Origin of the sequence: Citrobacter portucalensis, from assembly GCF_023374935.1 — a bacterium.
Classification (GTDB): Bacteria; Pseudomonadota; Gammaproteobacteria; order Enterobacterales; family Enterobacteriaceae; genus Citrobacter; species Citrobacter portucalensis.
The window spans coordinates 4,408,449-4,428,044 of record NZ_CP092466.1 but is presented as its reverse complement, the minus strand read 5'-3'; the positions used below and the strand labels follow the sequence as shown (position 1 = coordinate 4,428,044).

The 19,596-nt window shown below is 51.3% G+C and carries 21 protein-coding genes; 16 read left to right on the top strand and 5 right to left on the bottom strand.

The annotated features are described in order from the left end of the window. Positions 1-72: 72 nt before the first annotated feature. The 12 genes from LY264_RS21450 (at position 73) to LY264_RS21395 (ending at position 8,542) form a co-directional block, all read left to right on the top strand. Positions 73-960 carry a GTPase family protein gene (locus tag LY264_RS21450; protein ID WP_071692289.1) on the top strand — a complete coding sequence of 296 codons (888 nt, stop codon included), beginning with the start codon at positions 73-75 and terminating at the stop codon, positions 958-960. Between the two features lie 496 nt (positions 961-1,456). Next, a complete protein-coding gene (locus LY264_RS21445; RefSeq protein ID WP_071692290.1) occupies positions 1,457-1,921 on the top strand; it encodes a hypothetical protein in 465 nt (154 codons plus the stop codon). A 34-nt stretch (positions 1,922-1,955) separates the two neighbouring features. Then, positions 1,956-2,297, top strand: coding sequence for a hypothetical protein (locus LY264_RS21440; protein WP_071692291.1), 342 nt, complete (start codon positions 1,956-1,958; stop codon positions 2,295-2,297). A 91-nt stretch (positions 2,298-2,388) separates the two neighbouring features. Further along, positions 2,389-3,210 (top strand): DUF932 domain-containing protein, encoded by an 822-nt coding sequence (locus tag LY264_RS21435; protein WP_071692292.1) that lies wholly within the window; start codon positions 2,389-2,391, stop codon positions 3,208-3,210. A gap of 30 nt (positions 3,211-3,240) precedes the next feature. Beyond that, positions 3,241-3,684, top strand: coding sequence for an antirestriction protein (locus tag LY264_RS21430; protein ID WP_071692293.1), 444 nt, complete (start codon positions 3,241-3,243; stop codon positions 3,682-3,684). A 12-nt stretch (positions 3,685-3,696) separates the two neighbouring features. Then, entirely contained in the window at positions 3,697-4,239 is a 543-nt protein-coding gene (radC, locus tag LY264_RS21425; protein ID WP_071692294.1) for a RadC family protein, read from the top strand. Beyond that, positions 4,236-4,457: a DUF987 family protein gene (locus tag LY264_RS21420; protein ID WP_071692295.1), complete on the top strand. Its 222-nt coding sequence runs from the start codon at positions 4,236-4,238 to the stop codon at positions 4,455-4,457. Before radC ends, LY264_RS21420 begins: the two co-directional genes overlap by 4 nt. A 25-nt stretch (positions 4,458-4,482) precedes the next feature. After that, a complete protein-coding gene (locus LY264_RS21415; RefSeq protein ID WP_071692296.1) occupies positions 4,483-4,839 on the top strand; it encodes a type IV toxin-antitoxin system YeeU family antitoxin in 357 nt (118 codons plus the stop codon). 20 nt (positions 4,840-4,859) lie between these two features. Beyond that, entirely contained in the window at positions 4,860-5,156 is a 297-nt protein-coding gene (locus tag LY264_RS21410; protein ID WP_071692297.1) for a TA system toxin CbtA family protein, read from the top strand. A 796-nt stretch (positions 5,157-5,952) separates the two neighbouring features. After that, complete coding sequence (locus LY264_RS21405) at positions 5,953-6,681, top strand: hypothetical protein (protein ID WP_071692298.1); 729 nt, start codon at positions 5,953-5,955, stop codon at positions 6,679-6,681. Next, a complete protein-coding gene (locus tag LY264_RS21400; RefSeq protein WP_131820862.1) occupies positions 6,678-7,565 on the top strand; it encodes a radical SAM family protein in 888 nt (295 codons plus the stop codon). The genes LY264_RS21405 and LY264_RS21400 overlap by 4 nt, the downstream gene beginning before the upstream one ends. Positions 7,566-8,032: 467 nt before the next feature. Next, entirely contained in the window at positions 8,033-8,542 is a 510-nt protein-coding gene (locus LY264_RS21395) for a hypothetical protein (RefSeq protein WP_131820863.1), read from the top strand. 726 nt (positions 8,543-9,268) lie between these two features. Here LY264_RS21395 and LY264_RS21390 read toward each other — a convergent pair. The 5 genes from LY264_RS21390 to LY264_RS21370 all read right to left on the bottom strand — a co-directional run bounded on the left by LY264_RS21390 (position 9,269) and on the right by LY264_RS21370 (position 14,176). Further along, entirely contained in the window at positions 9,269-10,141 is an 873-nt protein-coding gene (locus LY264_RS21390) for a phosphorothioated DNA-binding restriction endonuclease (protein WP_081365280.1), read from the bottom strand. A gap of 499 nt (positions 10,142-10,640) precedes the next feature. After that, positions 10,641-11,897 carry an NAD(P)/FAD-dependent oxidoreductase gene (locus tag LY264_RS21385; protein ID WP_048227174.1) on the bottom strand — a complete coding sequence of 419 codons (1,257 nt, stop codon included), beginning with the start codon at positions 11,895-11,897 and terminating at the stop codon, positions 10,641-10,643. After that, entirely contained in the window at positions 11,884-12,138 is a 255-nt protein-coding gene (locus tag LY264_RS21380) for a (2Fe-2S)-binding protein (protein ID WP_048227173.1), read from the bottom strand. Before LY264_RS21380 ends, LY264_RS21385 begins: the two co-directional genes overlap by 14 nt. Next, on the bottom strand, positions 12,135-13,238 hold the full coding sequence (locus LY264_RS21375; protein ID WP_071692302.1) for an NAD(P)/FAD-dependent oxidoreductase: 1,104 nt from the start codon (positions 13,236-13,238) through the stop codon (positions 12,135-12,137). The genes LY264_RS21380 and LY264_RS21375 overlap by 4 nt, the downstream gene beginning before the upstream one ends. Continuing rightward, complete coding sequence (locus LY264_RS21370) at positions 13,235-14,176, bottom strand: 4-hydroxyproline epimerase (protein ID WP_003830113.1); 942 nt, start codon at positions 14,174-14,176, stop codon at positions 13,235-13,237. The genes LY264_RS21375 and LY264_RS21370 overlap by 4 nt, the downstream gene beginning before the upstream one ends. Positions 14,177-14,484: 308 nt before the next feature. Here LY264_RS21370 and LY264_RS21365 point away from each other — a divergent pair, with 308 nt between their 5' ends. The 4 genes from LY264_RS21365 to LY264_RS21350 all read left to right on the top strand — a co-directional run bounded on the left by LY264_RS21365 (position 14,485) and on the right by LY264_RS21350 (position 19,594). Continuing rightward, the gene (locus tag LY264_RS21365; RefSeq protein WP_008786078.1) at positions 14,485-15,300 is read left to right on the top strand and encodes an AraC family transcriptional regulator; all 816 of its coding nucleotides are present in this window, start codon (positions 14,485-14,487) and stop codon (positions 15,298-15,300) included. A 138-nt stretch (positions 15,301-15,438) separates the two neighbouring features. Then, complete coding sequence (locus LY264_RS21360; RefSeq protein ID WP_003830108.1) at positions 15,439-16,359, top strand: dihydrodipicolinate synthase family protein; 921 nt, start codon at positions 15,439-15,441, stop codon at positions 16,357-16,359. 14 nt (positions 16,360-16,373) lie between these two features. Continuing rightward, positions 16,374-17,981, top strand: a complete 1,608-nt coding sequence (locus LY264_RS21355) for an aldehyde dehydrogenase (NADP(+)) (RefSeq protein ID WP_048227170.1) — start codon at positions 16,374-16,376, stop codon at positions 17,979-17,981. 11 nt (positions 17,982-17,992) lie between these two features. Beyond that, positions 17,993-19,594, top strand: coding sequence for an APC family permease (locus tag LY264_RS21350; protein ID WP_048227169.1), 1,602 nt, complete (start codon positions 17,993-17,995; stop codon positions 19,592-19,594). The last annotated feature ends 2 nt before the right edge of the window (positions 19,595-19,596 follow it).

The window sequence follows — 19,596 nt, the reverse complement described above, 5'->3', positions numbered from 1 at the left end:
TACTGAATACCTTTACCTTTCTCTTCAACAGACCATCCACTCCGGATGGTTTTTTTACATTTAGAGGCCGATATGAAACATCCCTCAGGCTATGCCCTTATCCGCCGCCATCTGCGGCGTTATCCGCACGCGCTGCGCCAGCATCTAATCCAGGAACTTAACCGTCTGGTCACTTATGAACCGGTGATTGGCATCATGGGTAAAACTGGTGTCGGTAAATCCTCGCTGTGTAACGCGCTGTTCCGCAGTGAAGTCTGTGCAGTCAATGCAGTGGAGGCCTGTACCCGCCAGCCACAGCGCGTACGGCTACGTTTCGGTAATCACTTCCTGACGCTCGTTGATTTACCCGGCGTGGGTGAAAGTTTTACCCGTGACGGTGAATATCGTGAGCTGTACCGGGACCTCATGCCGCAACTCGATATGGTGCTGTGGGTGCTCAAGGCCGATGACCGGGCTTATGCGGTAGAAGAGCAGTTTTATCGGGACGTGTTCGTGCAGTACAGCGGGCCGCAGCCGCCGGTGTTATGGGTGCTCAATCAGGTGGACAAAACCGAACCGGCGGAGCAGTGGAACTGGTTATCGGCTCAGCCCTCGGCGTTACAGGCTGAGCGTATTGTACAGAAGCAGCAGGCTGGGGCTCGTCAGTTAGGGATTGCTGAGCAGGATATTCTGCCGGTCTCGGTGCGGGGGCGTTATCGCCTGTCACGTCTGGTGGAAGCGATGATTACCCGCCTGCCAAAGCAGGCCCGCAGCCCGCTGGTTCCCCACTTGCAGAACGGGTATCGCACCACCAGCGTCATCAGCAGCGCAAGCAGCAGCTTTGGTGATACCGTGGTGGACGTTATCGATAAGATTATTGACCTGGCTCCGTTGCCGCAGGTGGCTCGCAGTGCGCTGCAGGCTGTAACACATACTGTCGCCCGTGCGGCACGCTCCCTGTGGGGATTTTTCTTCGGTTAGACACTTCGCTTTCGGTGAATGGCCTTATCGGTTTCGATAAGTTTTCTTGTTTCATTACGATCGATTTTGTCGATCGAGCCGATCGATATTCATCGTTGTACATGATTAATCCGGTAGCCACATAATCCATAGGGTATTATGTTGTTTGTTAATTTTAACCATCAAAATCAATGCGATGTATCGCAGGGGTTGTCACGCATTAAGGAAAGTATATGCCGTTAATTCTGTTATGGGGCGGTCTGGCCCTGTTGCTGGGTATCGTGGCTTCCGCTAACGGACGCTCGTTCTAGGGCTAGTTCATTCTCGGTCTGATAATCGACCCGATACTGGCGGGGCTGCTGTACTGGCTTATTGCAAAGGATCGCACATGAAAACATTTCTGCGTCTGTTCGGTAAGTTCACCCGCTGGTACATCACCCTCATTATCTTTATGGCCTGCCTGCTGTTCATTATCACCACCCTGGGCAATATGGCTGGCTTCTGACAGGACACTCCAATGAAAAATAAACTGATTATTTCATTTTTACTGGCTTCAGTGCTGACGCCTTCTGTCTCGCATGCGTTTGGCAACCGTGATAGCTGGTTAAGTGGCTATGCGCAGGGAACGTCTGAATACACCATCCTCGGTAAAGGGCAATCACAACTTTATCTGGCCTGCGATAGTTCCGGCTCACAGCCAGCGACCATTATCTTCACTGATGTGAACGGCCATCAGGTCAGGATGGACAGCGGCCAGACACTTGCCATGAGAATTGATAATGCTGAAGAAGTGAATATCAGCGAAAGCGAGTCTCATGTGGGATCTGACAATGTGATGTGGGCATGGAACAAATTACGCACCGGCAAACGTGTCGTGGTTTCAGGTAGCGGGGTAAAACCTGTCACTTTCACTTTAGCGGGGGCTGCTGCAGTTCTTCCTGCGTTCGGTGACAACGGCTGCGTGCCCGGATTTGCACTGTAATTCTGCCTCACTCTTACAGGTTAAAGGAAATTTAATGAAGAAAATCATCACAGTCGCAGCACTTTGTCTGCTGTCATTTTCTTCGCTGGCCGCTTCTTCACCGGTCAGCGTCAGTGTTAGTCCCGGAAGCTACAGCCACTACTCATCGATTCGGATTACATCAACAGTCGATTCGGTTGTGATTAAACAACTCATTGTCAACAAGGGAAACTGCCAGGATGCAGAATTCGCCAGCCCGTGGAAACCGGTACGTCTGGGATTTGGCGGTGCTGTATCCCATGAATTTACCGGCAAGGGGCTGATGGTTCCCTGTAATGTACTGGAAGTGGTGGTCCAGACAAGCGAAGGCGCATGGCAGTTTGATTTTGACAGCTGACACCGCGCGCTTTTCCACCTTTCTTTTCTATCTGAACGCCCTGCTCAAACGAGCAGGGCGTTTTCTTTTGCCTCTTTTAAAGGAATTACTCATGAGATTAGCCAGCCGCTTTGGCCGTATAAACCAGATACGCCGTGACCGTCCTCTGACCCATGAAGAGCTGATGAGTCATGTTCCCAGTGTATTCGGGAGTGACAAACATGAATCGCGTTCAGACCGTTACACCTACATTCCGACCATCACCATCCTCGAAAGCCTGCAGCGCGAGGGTTTTCAGCCGTTCTTTGCCTGCCAGACAAAGGTTCGGGACCAGAGCAAGCGGGAGCACACCAAACACATGCTTCGCCTGCGTCGCGCCGGGCAGCTAAACGGTCATCAGGTACCGGAAATCATTTTACTCAACAGCCATGACGGCTCATCAAGCTACCAGATGCTGCCTGGGCTGTTTCGTGGCGTCTGTACTAACGGTCTGGTCTGCGGTCAGTCATTCGGAGAGGTGCGGGTACCGCATAAAGGCAATGTCGTCGAGAGGGTGATTGAAGGGGCTTACGAAGTGCTCGGGGTCTTTGACCGGGTGGATGAGAAACGTGATGCCATGGCGTCACTGTTACTTCCGCCACCAGCACAGCACGCTCTGGCGAATGCCGCGCTGAAATATCGCTTTGGTGAGGACCACCAGCCGGTCACGGTATCGCAGTTGCTGACCTCACGTCGCCGGGAGGATTGCAGCGATGACCTGTGGACCGTCTACCAGCGCGTACAGGAGAACCTGATGAAAGGGGGATTGTCAGGACGAACCGCACAGGGGAAAAGCAGTCGCACCCGTGCCGTTACCGGTATTGATGGCGACGTGAAGCTCAATCGTGCCCTGTGGGTAATGGCAGAGAATATGCTCGAGTTTTTTGGGCGTTAAACAACGGTAGCAGCATAAGGAGATAGTTTAATGGATACACAAAACCTTCAGTTCGATGAGCAGACAGCAATTACTGCCTCAGTGGTACCTGATGAGTTACGCATCGGCTTCTGGCCACAGCACTTTGGCTCCATCCCGCAATGGATAACCCTTGAGCCCAGAATTTTTGCCTGGATGGACCGCCTGTGTATCGATTATCACGGTGGTATCTGGCGCTTTTCGACGCTCAGCAACGGCGGCGCTTTTATGGCTCCTGAGACAGAGCAGGACGAGACTTGGACATTGTTCAACAGTATGAATGGTAACGGCGCGGAACTTACTGGTGAAGCTGCAGGGATAGTCGCCTGTCTGATGGTATACAGCCATCATGCCTGCCGTACCGAATGTGACGCGATGACAGAGCACTATTATCGCTTACGAGACTTCGCGTTAAACCATCCAGAGTGCAGTGCCATTATGTATCTAATCGACTAAGGAATACCTGACATGAATACCGTATTATGCCCGGAGTCTTCACAGCGTGAACTCTTTCCGCTGACGGTTATGCCTCGGCAGGGTTGCCTGCTTCCTGCGACATCCGGATTAACACCCTACGCCCAACGGACCATCCGTCGCGCTATCAACCTGCTGGATAAATATCTGCGCCAGCCCGGCATACCCTTTACCTCAAGTACTGCTGCCCGTGACTGGCTTCGGTTACAGCTGGCAGGGCAAGAACGGGAAGTGTTTATGGTGCTCTATCTGGATAATCAGCACCGTTTACTGGAGAGCGAAACGCTGTTTGCCGGTTCGGTTAACCATGTCCATGTCCACCCGCGTGAGGTGGTGAAGTCAGCGCTTCGCTTTAATGCTGCGGCCGTTGTGTTTGCGCATAATCATCCATCAGGCGATTCGGAACCCAGCCAGTGCGACCGCAACATTACGGGCAGGCTCCAAGAAGCGTTAGCACTGGTTGATATCAAAACGCTCGATCATCTGGTCATCGGCTCAGAGGGCATTGTGTCGTTCGCGGAGCGAGGCTGGATATGAAAATCATCAGTAAACGCCAGGCAATGACCCTATACCGGCAACATCCTGGCTCCCGGCTGTTTCGCTTCAGTACGGGAAAATATAAATGGTCAGGCAATATCTGCCATTATGTTGGCCGCGAGGTGGAAGATATACGCGGCGTTCTGGCCGTATTTGCTGAACGTCGTCAGGACCGCAATACTCCCTATGTCATTCTTCGAAGTGTCACTCTCAATTAATCCTTCCCTTTAATCAGGAACAATAATGAACAATCACTCCGAATCCGGTACTAAGCCGGATAATCCCGCCTGCCAGCAGTGGGGACTAAAGAGTACGAACACACCCTGTTTTGGCGCTCGTCTGGTGCAGGAGGGCAACCGCCTGCATTTTCTCGCTGACCGGGCCGGATTTAATGGTGCCTTTAACGACGATGACGTGCTGCACCTGGATCAGGCCTTTCCGTTGATACTCAAGCAACTGGAGCTGATGCTCACCAGCGGAGAACTCTCTCCCCGGCATCAGCACAGTGTCACCCTGTATCACAATGGACTGACCTGCGAAGCTGATACCCTTGGTAGTTGCGGCTACGTATACATCGCTGTTTATCCCACCCAACGTTAAGTATTTTCGCGAGAGAAAAAATGAAATTTCTAACTGCAACAAACGTGCGGGCGGCGAAGCCATATCTGTCCCCCGTGGCTGTCTGGCAAATGCCACTTAAACACCTGCTGGGTCAGCACTACAGTCTGTCACTGAACGACACGCCATTCAGTGATGAAACTGTTATACAGGAACATATAGATCCCGGTATCACTCTCGCTAATGCCGTTAACTTTCTGGTAGAAAAATATGAGTTTGTTCGTAACGATCGCAAAGGATTTAGCTTGTCGGAACAATCGCCATATCTTTGGCTGTCGTGCGACAGGCCACTGGCCTGAGGCAGCGTGCCCATGCAGTAGAGTAAATATTGTGAGCGGCCTTCTTGATTTCCACCAAAGACCTATCCTCATCGTTTGCTAATGGCATTAAGCGCCTGCTATTCCGGCGGCGCGTTTGCTTTTTTACGGAAAAAATACCATGCAAACTGAAGTTTAAACCGACAACAACAAGCTGATTTGCTAGAGCATATTGTACGTATCTTGAAGGGGGCGATATCGCGCTAAGTCAGATAGGAGCCCTAATCAAAAAATTGATGAGATCTCTAGTGTTACTTCCTTCGTTCGATAGCAGTGTGGATGAGCATTAAGTATTGCATTAGGGACAACCCTTCGATTGCTGGCGGTTGCAACCACTAGACAAAGCTATGCCAATTAATACCTGTAATAATGCTCACAGCATCATGAGTGATCTGATGTTGCCTTAGGCATGCTAGCGCTGATGGATGTAGAGGCCTGTAGTCAGTGGGCAGAGAACGGAGAACCCTGGAAAGGGCAAGTTCCTTCTCCGTAGTCTTTCGGCTAGAACCGTTCTCAATTTTTGCGGTTATCGTTACAGGGCTACACAAGGGAGACTGTAAAGGGGATTAAAAGGCTGCATCATACTGTGAGTACAATGGTGCGAAGTAACGCTATCCTTAATCGATGGGGTGTTGCCAACATCACAGTCATATTGGTTGTTGGATATGTATTACTCTTTATTAGCTAGCAATGTATTTTATATACGTGTCATTATGCGTTACAATGACAATCAGTGTTAGTAATAAGTTCAAGTTCGTTGTGTCATGAGGGAGGGACAATGATAAGTGCTAGTTCGAGAGAACGCTGGAATACTAAAACGATAATAACCATCAGTCTTTTGGTATCGATAGTTCTAATTATAATTTCATTCTTTTATCCAAGTAATTATAATGACTGGAAGAACATCCAGATTAGCGTGGCTTGCTCGATTTTGGCAAGTAATATTATTATGTTTTTAACTTCTGAATATATGCTAAGAAGTCAAAGGCGGGCGGAAATAATTGACCGCTGGGGCGTTGAATCCATATATAAAACCAGAGCCGAAATGAATGCATCCACTAATGCTTCGTTATTGCAATGCAAAAAAAATATCGAAATCATAGCATTCGGCTTGAAATCGTTTCGCGAGACAAAAGCAGTGGAGATTAAAAGCCTATTGGATAAAGGCGTTAGTGTAAAAATACTTACGTTAAATCCTGCTTCTAAAATCTTAAACTTAGTTGACCAAAGAGAGAACTTAGTGGAAGGTTCAACAAAAAAGTCAATCCAAGATTTGAGTGATTGGGTTTTAAGTTTAAAAGCAAGCTCAGGAAAAAATAATATTGAAATTAGATATTATGATTCCATTCCATTAGATTTTTACTTTAAGGTTGATGACAGAATTTATGTTGGGCCATATTTAAAGGGTGTTTCTAGTCAGCAAACTATATCGTATGAATTTTCTCTTGGAGAAGGATATATATACTGGTCGAATTATTTTTCAAAAGTTTGGGATGAATGTAAATGATTAGAAAACCTGATTATGAAAGGGGGCGTTTTTTTATCAGTCCCATTTTGGGTTGTAATGCGCAATGTCGTTTTTGCTACATTTATAATAAGGGCTATGGAACTAAGGCTGTAAGAAACGAATTTAGCATTTCTCAAGTTTTAGAATATATCTACTCTCATCCTAATTTCAAATTAGGAAGGGATGGGTCAATTATTTCAATTGGTGCTTGGGGTGATCCGTTTCCAAGATATAATAAAGAATTATGTTTACATAGTTTACATTGGCTTAAAGAATTATCATCCCTGTATAATCCTATTCAAATAATGAGTAGGTATGAATTGCATACGAATATTATAGATGGAATTGCTAAAGCAAACCACTATATTGGCCATATATTGTACTCGACATCCATAAGTTCAATTGGAAGATTTAGAGAAATTGAACCTTACTCAGATATGCCGGAAAATAGACTTAGGAGCCTGAAACTACTAAGGGAATCAGGTGTCGCGACTAATGTAATGGTGAAGCCGTTTATACTTGGAATAACTGACTTAGAGGCGACCGAAATTGCAATGGTCATGAAAAAATATGAAGTTGAACAATGCGTTGTTGGTGATCTTTTGTTAGACAGTCGAGTTAAAAAGGAATTTACTGATATTGGCTTGCCGATCTCTATGGAAAACGAAGAAAAGCAAATACTTGATTGTACTTCAGGAGAGAGTTATGAACTGAGTGCATCTGGGAAAGTTATTTTTTTGTCACGAGTTATTTCTGACTTGGGTATTAAAGTTTTTAGAAAATCTAGTTGTGTTAACTCCTATATTTTAAAAGTACCAAATCCAGCCAACTATATACAGTCGGATCCGAATAAATATTGTATAAATTGCGGGGTATGTAAGTAATTGAATTCTTACACCGTATGCGATAAGGAGTTCATCAGTGATGATTACAATAGCTATTTCAGAGGTATTGACAGAATCTTGGATAAATGTAATATTAACTTTTGAGCTTCCTATTGTTACTTGTAGATTGGATTAACCCATGTATAGCTTATATTTGGTCAGAATCGGACGTAAAACCTTTACGCAATGGATAATATTTAATCGCATGTGTTAGAAGCATAAATAATGTTTTTCAAATGTAATGTGGTAATATTACTCACGAATTGATATACTTTTTAAGGTATTAATCAATCTTGATATTTATAGAATAAAAAATGCAATGAAGGTATTTCTTGTAAAGAAAGTGATTGTTTTAAAATGGATGCTTATAACAAAATGTATTCATTCTTCGTAGTTTCGTTACTCTGTTATACTAAAGATTTGCTGGTACCTAATGCATAAAACGCTGACGAGATAAATAAATATATATGTATTCACCATATTCAAAAGAATGCCTTTTTGAAAGGCAGCAACAAAATAAGTATGAGAGAATAGGTTCCGAATATAAAGGGCTAGATGCGAGCAAGTGGCCTAGATTGTATATTGAATGGGATCTAACTCCAGAAAATTTCTACCGTTCCTTAGATGGTGAAAATATGGAGTCCGTTTCACAGGCTTATGATAAAGGATTTGCTATAGGTAAAGTAGCTACAGATAGCATTTATAAAAACCTTTTCTTTAACTGCATAGTAAAAAATAGCAATGATTTCTGGTCTGTTTGTAATGAAAATAAAGCATGTGGTGTGCTAGGTAGATGGAAGGAACAACAACTAATTACTCCACCACTACTAACACCATATGATGGTACTTTGATTATTGCTGGTGGAAATCATAGGTTTAATGTTGCTCGCTTAGCTGGAGCTGAAATGATTTACTTTATTACGCCTAAAGAATCGCAAAGTGAAATTGACTCAATCATATCTTCGGTTTTATGGTAATTTGGTTGATTGTAAACCTTAAGTAAATTACTTTAATAGTATTTTGTAAATTAGTACATTGAAACTATTAGCTTAGTAGTTATCAATTATATTACTTGTAATGACTGCTTCTCGCTGTGAGTTCAACAGTAAGCCATCCTTGTACCAGAGTATTTCAGTGTTAGTATTACGATATATCGATCAACGAGTGAAACTCCGGGTATATGATGGTAACCAGAGAAAGCATGAAAAAATGGATCATCGAGTGTCTTCGGGAACGGGGTGGTAGTGCTTGGCCACGTGAAGTATCAAAGTATGTATGGGACAGATACGAGGCTGAGCTTAGGGATTCCGGCGATATGTTGTATACGTGGCAATATGACATTCGTTGGGCCGCTCAACAATTGAGAAACGAAGGTACTCTAAAACCAGTAAATAGACGCAGAGATTTGCCATGGGAACTAGTATAGTAAAGCAAGGGTTAGCGTTTATTTCGCAGCCAAATCTGACTTTGTTCTGAGTGGATGGGAATTGATATCTCTGAAGAAAACTTTCCTACCTGCCTGAATCTTGCTTTGATAGCCATATCGGTGTTCTACTGGTATGGCTTTATACCCACTCGAAATGTCTATTTTTTGTACGGATTTTAACTTGTGGGTACAAGTGCGGGTATAACTATTTATGCCTTCTAATAAACTATATTGATATCAGTCTATTGGGTTTGAAATTCGAGTCCGGCCTTCGCACTCACCCCCTAAACACCTCCTTCCTGTGCCACTCCACAAACCCTTCTTTTGGGTAATTCTCGCGCATCATCGGTAGCGCTATCGATTTACCGTCGAAATCCCAGAACAGTCTGCCCACCATACCGCTGCCATTCACTGCGGGCGACACTTGAACCCGCATACTCTCATCCAGCCCAATCGAACCTTTATCAAAGGCTTTATGATGAATTGCACACAGCGCCAGGCCGTTTGAAATCTCGCACGGGCCGCCGTGCTGTTTCCATTTGATATGGGCGGCTTCCAGGGCAACCGAAGTGCTGTCGTGGCGCATATTGAAGCCACAAATGGCGCATTCATAGTTATAGGCACGCAGAACCTGCTGGCGGAACAACGGGTCCCGCTGTTTGCGGATTTGCAGGATATCAAATCCCAGTTCATCCGCGATCTCTTCCTGGATGCTTTCGGTGAAGTGAGCCTCGAGAATTTGCTGTGCCAGGGTGTTAATGAGGTTTTTGCTCTTTTTCAGCAGGGCAAAATGTTGTTCATCAAAGCCTCCGGCAACGTTATGCGTCACCAGTTCTCCGGCGGGGGGCTGTTTGCTGCTGCCGGATATTGAGCAATGCTCGGCGTTTTGGAGCTCCCAGAATCCATCGCCCTGTAAGCGCCAGAAGGGCATATCCGGGCGATATTGTGCGCGTTGCGGTCCAAATCGCTCCAGCAGGCTATGCAACGGGTCGCGAACTTCCGAACCGTAGTCAAACAGGCGACCGTGACCCTGCTGATAACCCGCCAGCACGTGAAGCAGCAGTAGGGGCTTGTGCGGCGCGCGTTGTTCGCCTTTACGCCAGATGGTGATGTCAGCAATTGCCTGTTGCAGGGATTTACTGGAAGTCATTGATTTCATTTTCGGGTAAATAATTGCGATGATGCTCGCAAAATATCACTTAATCAAGCGTTGCTGTGTCTATTACGGCCAACACTAAAAATAATATTCATTATCGAATTCGCAGATTAAATAAAACACTTTTTTCGCCATATTATTTTTGAGTTATTCATGCTTATTCATAGGGGGTGGTATAAAAATAAACCTTGCTTTAGTAAGTGTTATTTTTCTAACTATACGAAAAGGAAAGGTTGTTTCCTTGGGTGTTATGCTGGTTTCTGCTTGTTAATAAAAGCAATATCGGTAGTTTGAAGTGTTGGGTTTATCATATTTTAAACATGCATTACATTCCCTTTATATTTTTGAATGTTTGGCAGAAATAGGACGCTCGGTTCCCAATACACAGAGCGAAATAGATACGGGTGAAGATAAAAATTATTCCCTTTGACGAAAAGGTCTACGGATACACCACATCAAAAAAGGCGCCAGTGGGCGCCTTTAAACCTGACCATCACCCCTCTGGCTTTGCGAGATGGATAAGCGTGTCGACACGCGCGGGGGAGAGCGGTTCGCGCGGCTGCGGCAGCGGCCAGCCGTACAGCCAGCGGGCGCTGGTGGCGCAGACTTTCCCCTGACAGGCCCCCATTCCACAGCGTGAGGCGAGCTTTGCCGTTTGCCAGCTTTCGGCGTTTTGCACGTCGCCACAACGAATATCCTCACAACGGCAGAGTAGCGTATCCGCGGTGGTCGCGGCTTTTAGCGACTCCGGCAGCGCAAACGTCGTATGCAACGCTTGGGCAAAACGCTGCCAGCGGGTGCGCGCGGAGATGGCGCTTTGGGCCTTTTGCGGACAATTTGCGGCGGCGTAGCCGGCAATTTCTCCCTCGGCTAACGCCAGCTCGCTGCCGCCAAAGCCCGTGCATTCTCCTGCCGCATAGATATCCTGCACGCTGGTGCGTTGCGCCGCATCGACCCAAATAGCCTGATTTTCTGTTTTGCAGCCAAAGATTGCGGCAGGTTCTATATTCGGTACCAGCCCATAGCCAATGGCCAGCCTGTCGCAGATGATCTCCCGGGTTTGCCCCTGGTGGCGCACGGTCACTGACTGCAGACAGGTATCACCCTGCGCTTGGATGACCTGGCTTGCCGGATGATATCGGGCTGGAAAGAGCTCGCCGAACTGACGCAATTTTTCAGGCCAGCGCCATAGCCCGGTTGCGAAACGGGCCAGTGCGCTCATCGGGGCCTGTTCGATGATGGCGACAATATTCCCGCCAGCGCGTTTCACTGTACTGGCGACCGCCAGCAGAAGAGGACCGCTGCCTGCAATGACCACGCGTTCCCCCTTGAGCTGCAGACCGTGTTTTATCTGCGCCTGCAGGCCTCCAGCCCCCGTCACATTGGGTAGCGTCCAGCCGGGAAAAGGCAGCGAGAGTTCTCTGGCGCCGCAGCATAAAATCAGCCGCTGCCAGCGGATTTCGCCGCAGTCGCCTGCGGTTTCGAAGACTACGGAATGTGGGTCGGGGCGGGCAATTAGCCGGGCACCGCTCAGCAGCGTAATGTGGGGATGTTCCGCCACCGCCTGACGAAGCCGTCTGGCGTGCCGGGGGAGTGAGACCTGCGGCCCGTCGCGCCAGATTTGCCCGCCGGGGCGAGGGTTGTCATCAAGGATTATCACTGATTTTCCACAGCGTGCGGCAGCCAGTGCCGCCGACAATCCGGCAGGCCCTGCGCCAAGGATCAGGATCTCACAGTCAACGCTTTGCATGATGGCTCCTTTCAATCACCATTTCGGGCTGGCATTCCGTCTGGCAGGCCAGCACCCGGTGCCCGTTCACCGTGACGCGGCACTCCTGACAAACTCCCATTCCGCAGAAGGGCGCGCGCAGTTGACCACTCACCGAACGACGGGTCACGCCGTTGCCCACCAGGACCAGTGCTGCTGCAATACTCATTCCGACGGGAACCTCACAGGTCTGGCCGTCGATAATTACGTTCAGGGTTGTCATGCGATGGCCTCCTGCTTGTGCAGGCGTGCGGGAAGCCAGGTATCCGGGGACACCGCCGGGCGCTCGCCAAGGATCTGGGCGCAAATTAACTCGGCGGTTGCTGGCGCGGTTGTGACGCCCAGTCCTTCATGTCCCAGCGCCAGCCAGATACCCGGACGCGCAGGATGTGGGCCAATCAGCGGGTTGCCGTCAGCCGATGCCGCCCGAAAACCGCTCCAGCAACGAATGATATTAAGCGCCTCCAGAGAGGGTAAAAAATGGCGCGCGCGCGCCAGCATCTGTGCCAGCAGAGGGAGGTCAACCTCGCGGTCGGTGTTATCAAACTGGCGGGAGGAGCCAATCAGCAACTGTCCGGTGGGGCGTGGCTGAATGTTAAATGCCACTGAGGTGCCGCCTGCATGGGCGCTGGCACCGTATCCCAACTCTACCAGCTGGTGGCTGAGCAAGGGGCCGTAGCGGTCGGTGATCGCCAACTGACCTTTTTTGGGTCTGAGCCAGTTTTCACCCAGCAGCGTGTTGGCACCCAGACCGCTGGCGATGACGATGGCGCGCGCGCGCAGTCGTTTGCCGCTGTGTAGAGTGACGTAAGGGGCATCAACAGAGAGGGCGCTATCCCGAAGGTGCGTTAAATCGGCATCGTTAATAAACCAGCGGGCGACGTTTGGGGCGTAAACTATCCCGTCGCCGGGGACCCACAGCCCGCCAGCGAGTCCGGCGGTGAGCAGCGGTTCGCGTGCGGCAAGCCGATCGCGGGTCTGCATTTCACTGACAACCTGGTATTGTGCCATCCGTTGTTTTTTTTCTTCTGCCAGCGCAAGCTCTTGCGGCGTTTCTGCCAGCCACAGCGTGCCGCATCCGCGCCAGGCACAGCTTTCCGGCATCCGGGGCGTCAGTTTGCGCCAGCTCACCAGAGACCAGGCAGAGAGTGCGAGCTCCGCAGGATCGTCATCCATGCACACCAGGTGACCCATACCCGCCGCCGTCGCGCCCGCATTGCCGTCATCGACCAGCGTGACTCGCTGCCCGCGAGCGGCCAGTTGCCAGGCGCAGGCGGCCCCGATAATCCCGGCACCGATAACGATGACGTCACTTTCGATCACAGCGAGATCCCCCAGCAGAACGGATCTTCAGGATTGAGGATCAGCTTGTTATCACCACAGACCCATGCCTCTCCGCGGATCGTCGGAACGATCTTGTCGCCATGCGGCACGAAATGCGCCGTAAATTCGCTGCCGATGATGCTCGCCTGCCGCCAGGATTCTCCGGATTTGAGTTTTCCGTCCTCTGCCAGACAGGCCAGCTTAGCGCTGGTGCCGGTGCCGCAGGGCGATCGATCCCAGGCTTTACCGGGGCAGAGTACAAAGCTGCGGCTGTCCGCGCGATCATCTTCTGCAAACAGTTCGATGTGATCGATAATGCCGTCATGTTCGCCACGAATGCCTGCACGATCTAACCCTTCACGGATTGCCCATGCGTACTCCGTCAATTCAGGGATCTTTTCCGGCGAGACCGCGAACGGATGATCGTTGACAAGGAAGAACCAGTTGCCGCCCCAGGCGATATCACCCGTTACCGTACCGTGGACGGTTTCAACCTGTACCTGCTTACGCCAGCGGTAGGCCGGTACGTTTTCGACCGAGACGCTGCCGTCTTCGTGCAGCGTGGCGGTCACATCGCCCACCGGCGTTTCAATCAGATGTTTACCGGGTTGAATGCGCCCAAGCCATGCCAGCGAGGCAATCAGCCCGATGGTGCCGTGACCGCACATGTTCAGAAAGCCGCAGTTGTTAAAGAAGATGACTCCCGCCGTGGCCTGTGGCGAAACTGGCTCACAGAGCAATGCACCGACCAGAACGTCGTTACCGCGCGGCTCAAGAATAATGGCTTTACGCCAGTCGTCGTAGTCGCGGGAAAAACGCTCCCGACGCTCGCTCATGTTCCCCGTTCCCAGATCCGGAAAGCCGTCGATGACCAGGCGAGTGGGTTCACCGCCGGTGTGAGAATCAATCACTCTCAGTTCACTGTACTGTGCTGTCATAGGATCTCCGGAAAGTTAATGTTTTGTTGCTAAATGCTGACGCAAGCTTTGCGTCCCTGCTTGATCGCTTTCGTCACCGCAAATGACGAAATCAGCATAATGACCGCTGTCATCGTTAAGGTATTATCATATTTATTTGTTATTAATCATTTTGTTAGTGACGTGGTAAACCAAAATAGGCAACTGCGCCAGTGGCTGGAAAAGGGGAAATTATAAATCTACGGCAGGATCGCAAAACGCAGTAAGGATGCTTGCTAGGTTAAAAAAAAGTTAATAAATATTCAGATCACTAATCGGGAGGAAGCGTGATGTCCTGTGTGATTAATGATGTGCGGGCCCCGTCGCCGGTGCCTGAAGTGGCTGAACTTAGCCAGATATGTGAGGGGTTGGCGCGTCAGCGTCCGGACAATATCCAGACGTTGCTCCATGCGATGGCATTGATTGCGCCGCTGCTCAATGCCATTCCGAATGTGGTTTTTTTTATCAAAGATGTGCAGGCCCGCTATTTAATGGTCAATATGACCCTGGCACGACGCTGCGGGTTTAAGACGGTGGTTTCTCTGTTGGGTAAAACCTCTGCTGATGTTTTCCCTTCAGCGCTTGGGCTGGGCTATACCGAGCAGGATATGCGGGTGCTGCGCGAAGGGGTAACGCTGCGCGATCAGCTGGAAATGCATCTCTACAACGGTCGTGAACGCGGCTGGTGTTTGACCCAGAAGCTGGCGCTGCGGGATGCGCAGGGCCAGGTCATCGGTATGGCGGGGATTTCACACGATCTGCAGGAAGCGCAGGCGCGTCACCCGGCGTGGCAGCGGCTGGCGATCGTCGACGATCATATCCGCAACCATTATCACCGTCCCATCGCGATGGAAGAGCTAACTGCCCTGAGCGGCATGTCGGTGGCGCAAATTGAGCGCTACTGTAAGCGTATTTTTCATCTCACGCCGCGCCAGATGATCCACAAAGTTCGGCTGGAAAAAGCCACCGAACTGCTGGCGGGCGATACGCCGATTACCGATATTGCGTTGCAGTGCGGTTATACCGATCACAGCGCGTTTAGCCGCCAGTTTAAGGCGATGACGGGCTCTACGCCGCGTGATTTTCGCATTACGCTTGCCGGGTAAGACACACTCACTGTGCTAATTTCGTCATCAAAGAGGAAGAAAACCACCAAGCAGTCGGTCGCCTGAAACGTCAATCTGTCAGTGAATATTCACCATTCATTCACTTTAAATTAACAAATTGACGACAAGGAACCGAACATGAGCAAGAAAGCCATTCACTGGAGCGGTGTATTCCCGGCAGTCAGCACCCAGTTTCGTAGCGATTATTCCCTGGATCTGGATGCCACCCATACGGTGATGAAAAACCTGGTCAAGGATGGTGTTTCTGGCCTGGTGGTGTGCGGCAGCGTGGGGGAGAACACCTCTCTGACCACGCAGGAAAAGCTGCAGATCATCGAAGTAGCGAAAGATGCTGCGGGCGGTCAGATCCCGGTCATTGCGGGGGTGGCCGAATTCACCACCGCGTTTGCACAGAAGATGGCGAAAGAGGCAGAGCGCGTGGGCGTCGACGGTATTATGGTGATGCCTGCGCTGGTGTATTCCTCAAAACCGCATGAAACAGCGGCCCACTTCCGCAGTGTGGCTACGGCTACCGACCTGCCTATCATGGTGTACAACAACCCGCCGATTTACAAAAACGACGTGACGCCGGATATCCTGGCGACGCTGGCCGACTGCGACAACATCGTCTGCTTCAAAGACTCCTCCGGCGATACCCGCCGTTTTATCGACCTGCGCAACTCCGTTGGCGACCGCTTTGTGCTGTTCGCTGGGCTGGATGATGTGGTGGTCGAGAGCATTGCCGTTGGGGCGGAAGGCTGGATCTCCGGAATGTCGAACGCCTTCCCGCGTGAAGGGGAGACGTTGTTCCGCCTGGCGAAACAACAGCGTTATGAGGAAGCGATGGCGCTTTACCGCTGGTTTATGCCGTTGCTGCATCTGGATGCGCGCCCGGATCTGGTGCAGTGCATCAAGCTCTGTGAAGAATTGCTGGGGCGTGGCAGCGCCATTACCCGTCCACCGCGTCTGGCGCTGGAAGGGGATACCCGTGCGCAAGTGGTGGCGATTGTTGAGAAGGCGCTGGCGACCCGTCCACAGCTGCCGGATGTCGGCCTTTAAGTAAAGGAGTGATGATGACGATACCTCTCTCTGTTTCGGGTCAGCAGTTTATCGCCGGATGCCGCGTGGCAAGCGGTGAGGCGACGCTGCCAAGCCTGCGTGCCGCTGACGGCAAGCTGACCGGATACCATTTTTACCCGGCCTCTCGTGAGGAGGCCGCCGCCGCGGCGGAGGCGGCTGACCAGGCGTTTCCTGTCTATTCACAGACAGCGCCAGACGTGCGTGCCCGCTTTCTCGACTCCCTTGCTGACGAGCTGGATTTGCTCGGCGAGGATTTTTTCGCCATAGCCCACCAGGAAACGGCACTGCCGCTGGCGCGGTTACAGGGAGAGCGCACCCGAACCAGTAATCAGCTGCGCATGTTTGCCGGGGTGCTACGTCGGGGCGATGCCTTTGGCGTACGTATTGATACCGCACTCCCTGACCGCCAGCCGCTGCCACGCCCGGACCTGCGTCAGTATCTGACCGCGCTTGGCCCGGTGGCGGTGTTCGGGGCCAGCAATTTTCCGCTGGCCTTTTCTACGGCAGGAGGCGATACCGCATCCGCGCTGGCGGCGGGTTGTCCGGTGGTGGTGAAAGCCCATCCCGGACATATGGCGACGGCGGAATTGACTGCCCAGGCGATTGTGCGTGCGGTCACGGCATCTGGCCTGCCTGCGGGCGTTTTTAACATGATTTTCGGCACCGATATTGGCGCGGATCTGGTTCGCCATCCGGCGATTCAGGCGGTGGGTTTTACCGGTTCGCTGCGCGGCGGTAAGGCGCTCTGGCAGCTGGCGCAGCAGCGTCCGCAGCCGATCCCCGTCTTTGCGGAAATGTCGGCCATTAACCCGCTGATTATTCTGCCGCAGGTCGTCGCCACGCGGGCAGAAACGCTGGCCAATGAGCTGGTGTCCTCTTTCACTTTGGGATGTGGGCAGTTTTGTACCAAGCCGGGGCTGATCCTTGTCTTACGCGGCGAGGGTATGTCCCGCTTCACGCAGGCGCTGAAGGTCGCGGTTGACCAGGCACCGGCACAGATCATGCTGAATGCCCCGACGCTTGCCCATTATGAAGAGGGTGTCAGCGCGCTTGAGGCACATCCGCATATTCAGCGTCTGGCAGGGTCTGATGAATCGGTTATCGGCCGCGCGCAGGCCCGGTTGTATCAGGCTCCGGCTTCGCTGCTGCTGGCACAGGATCTGCTGCTACAGCAGGAGGTGTTTGGCCCGCTGGCGGTGTTGGTCGAGGTGGCCGATGAGGCGGAGTTGCAGTCCATTTTGCGCGTGATTCCGGGCCAACTGACGGCTACTGTGCACGCCGAATCTGATGATGGACCGCTGGCGCAGCGCCTGCTGCCAGCCCTCACCGAAAAAGCGGGACGCGTTTTGTTTAACGGTTATCCAACCGGTGTCGAGGTTTGTGATGCCATGGTGCACGGTGGTCCGTGGCCTGCCACCACCGATGCTCGCGGTACCTCGGTAGGGACGCAATCCATCGACCGTTTTTTACGCCCGGTATGCCTGCAAAATGTGCCTGCCGCGCTGCTTCCGCCTGCTGTCCAGGATGACAACCCTCTGAACCTGCTGCGCCTGATTAACGGGCAGTGGACCCGGGAAGCCATTTCCCCCTCTGTTGACTGAAGGGCATGACCATGACGATTCACTCTACGCACCAAACACAGGCCCGCGTTGCTGAGGTGGGTAAATTTAAAAAGCAGCTAACGCTAACCGACCTGACGTTTATTGGGCTTGGGGCTATCTTCGGTTCCGGCTGGCTGTTTGCCGCAAGCCATGTGGCATCGATTGCCGGACCTGCGGGCATTGCCTCGTGGGTCATCGGCGGGATTGCCGTTCTGCTGTTAGGGATTGTCTATTGTGAGCTGGGCGCGGCACTGCCTCGTGCCGGGGGGATTATCCGTTATCCGGTCTTTTCCCACGGTGAGTTGATGGGGTATCTGCTTGGATTTATTACGCTGATTGCGTTTTCAAGCCTCATCTCCATAGAGATTGTTGCTGCGCGGCAGTATGCGGCAGCATGGTTCCCGATGCTGACTCAAACTGGCTCAAGCGACCCAACGCTGCTGGGATGGGTGGTGCAGTTTTTGCTGCTGTGTTTGTTCTTCGGGCTGAATTACTACAGCGTAAAAACGTTTGCCCGTTCCAATAACATCATCAGTATTCTGAAATTTTTGGTGCCGCTAGCGGTCGTTGTGACGCTATTTACCTTTTTCAAACCTGAGAACCTGCACGTTCAGGGGATTGCACCCTTTGGTATGTCGGGCGTTGAGGCTGCGATTAGCGCCGGTGGGATCATCTTCGCCTACCTGGGGTTGACGCCAATTATTTCTGTGGCGAGTGAAGTAAAGAATCCGCAGCGTACCATCCCGGTGGCGCTGATTTTATCCGTGGTGCTGTCGACGATTATTTACGTGCTGTTGCAGCTGGCATTTCTTGGCAGTATTCCGACCGATATGCTGGGTGGCGGCTGGGCAGAGATCAGCAAGCAATTCTCGCTGCCGTACCGGGATATCGCCATTACGCTCGGTATGGGCTGGCTGGCGTTTATGGTAGTGTGCGACGCGATTGTCTCCCCAAGTGGTACCGGCAATATCTACATGAACGCCACGCCGCGCGTGATTTATGGCTGGGCGAAAGCTGGCACCTTCTTTAAGACGTTTACCCACATCGATAAAGAGTCTGGCATTCCACGTCCGGCGCTGTGGCTGACCTTTGCATTGTCTATCTTCTGGACATTGCCGTTCCCGTCATGGGAACAGCTGATAAGCGTGGTGTCGGCGGCGCTGGTACTGAGCTACGCCATTGCCCCGGTCACGGCGGCGGGGCTGCGTCGTAATGCACCGGATTTGCCGCGCCCATTCCGCGTGCGTGCCTTCGGGATTATCGGTCCGGTGTCGTTTGTGATTTCGGCGCTGATTGTATTCTGGTCTGGCTGGGGCACGCTGTCATGGCTGCTGGGACTGCAGATTGTGATGTTTGTCGTCTATGTGCTTTGCAAATCAAAAGTGCCGGTACACACCGTGAGTCTGGCGCAGCAGGTGAAATCGTCTCTGTGGCTTATCGCCTTCTACGCGCTGATTATGCTCTTCTCCTGGCTGGGTAGTTTTGGGGGCACAGGGGTGATTGGTCATCCGTGGGATACGGTGGTGGTGGCGGTGATGTCGCTGGGAATTTACTACTGGGGTGAGCGAACCTGTCTGCCGCGGGCTAACTTTACCGGTGATGAAGAAGAGTAAAG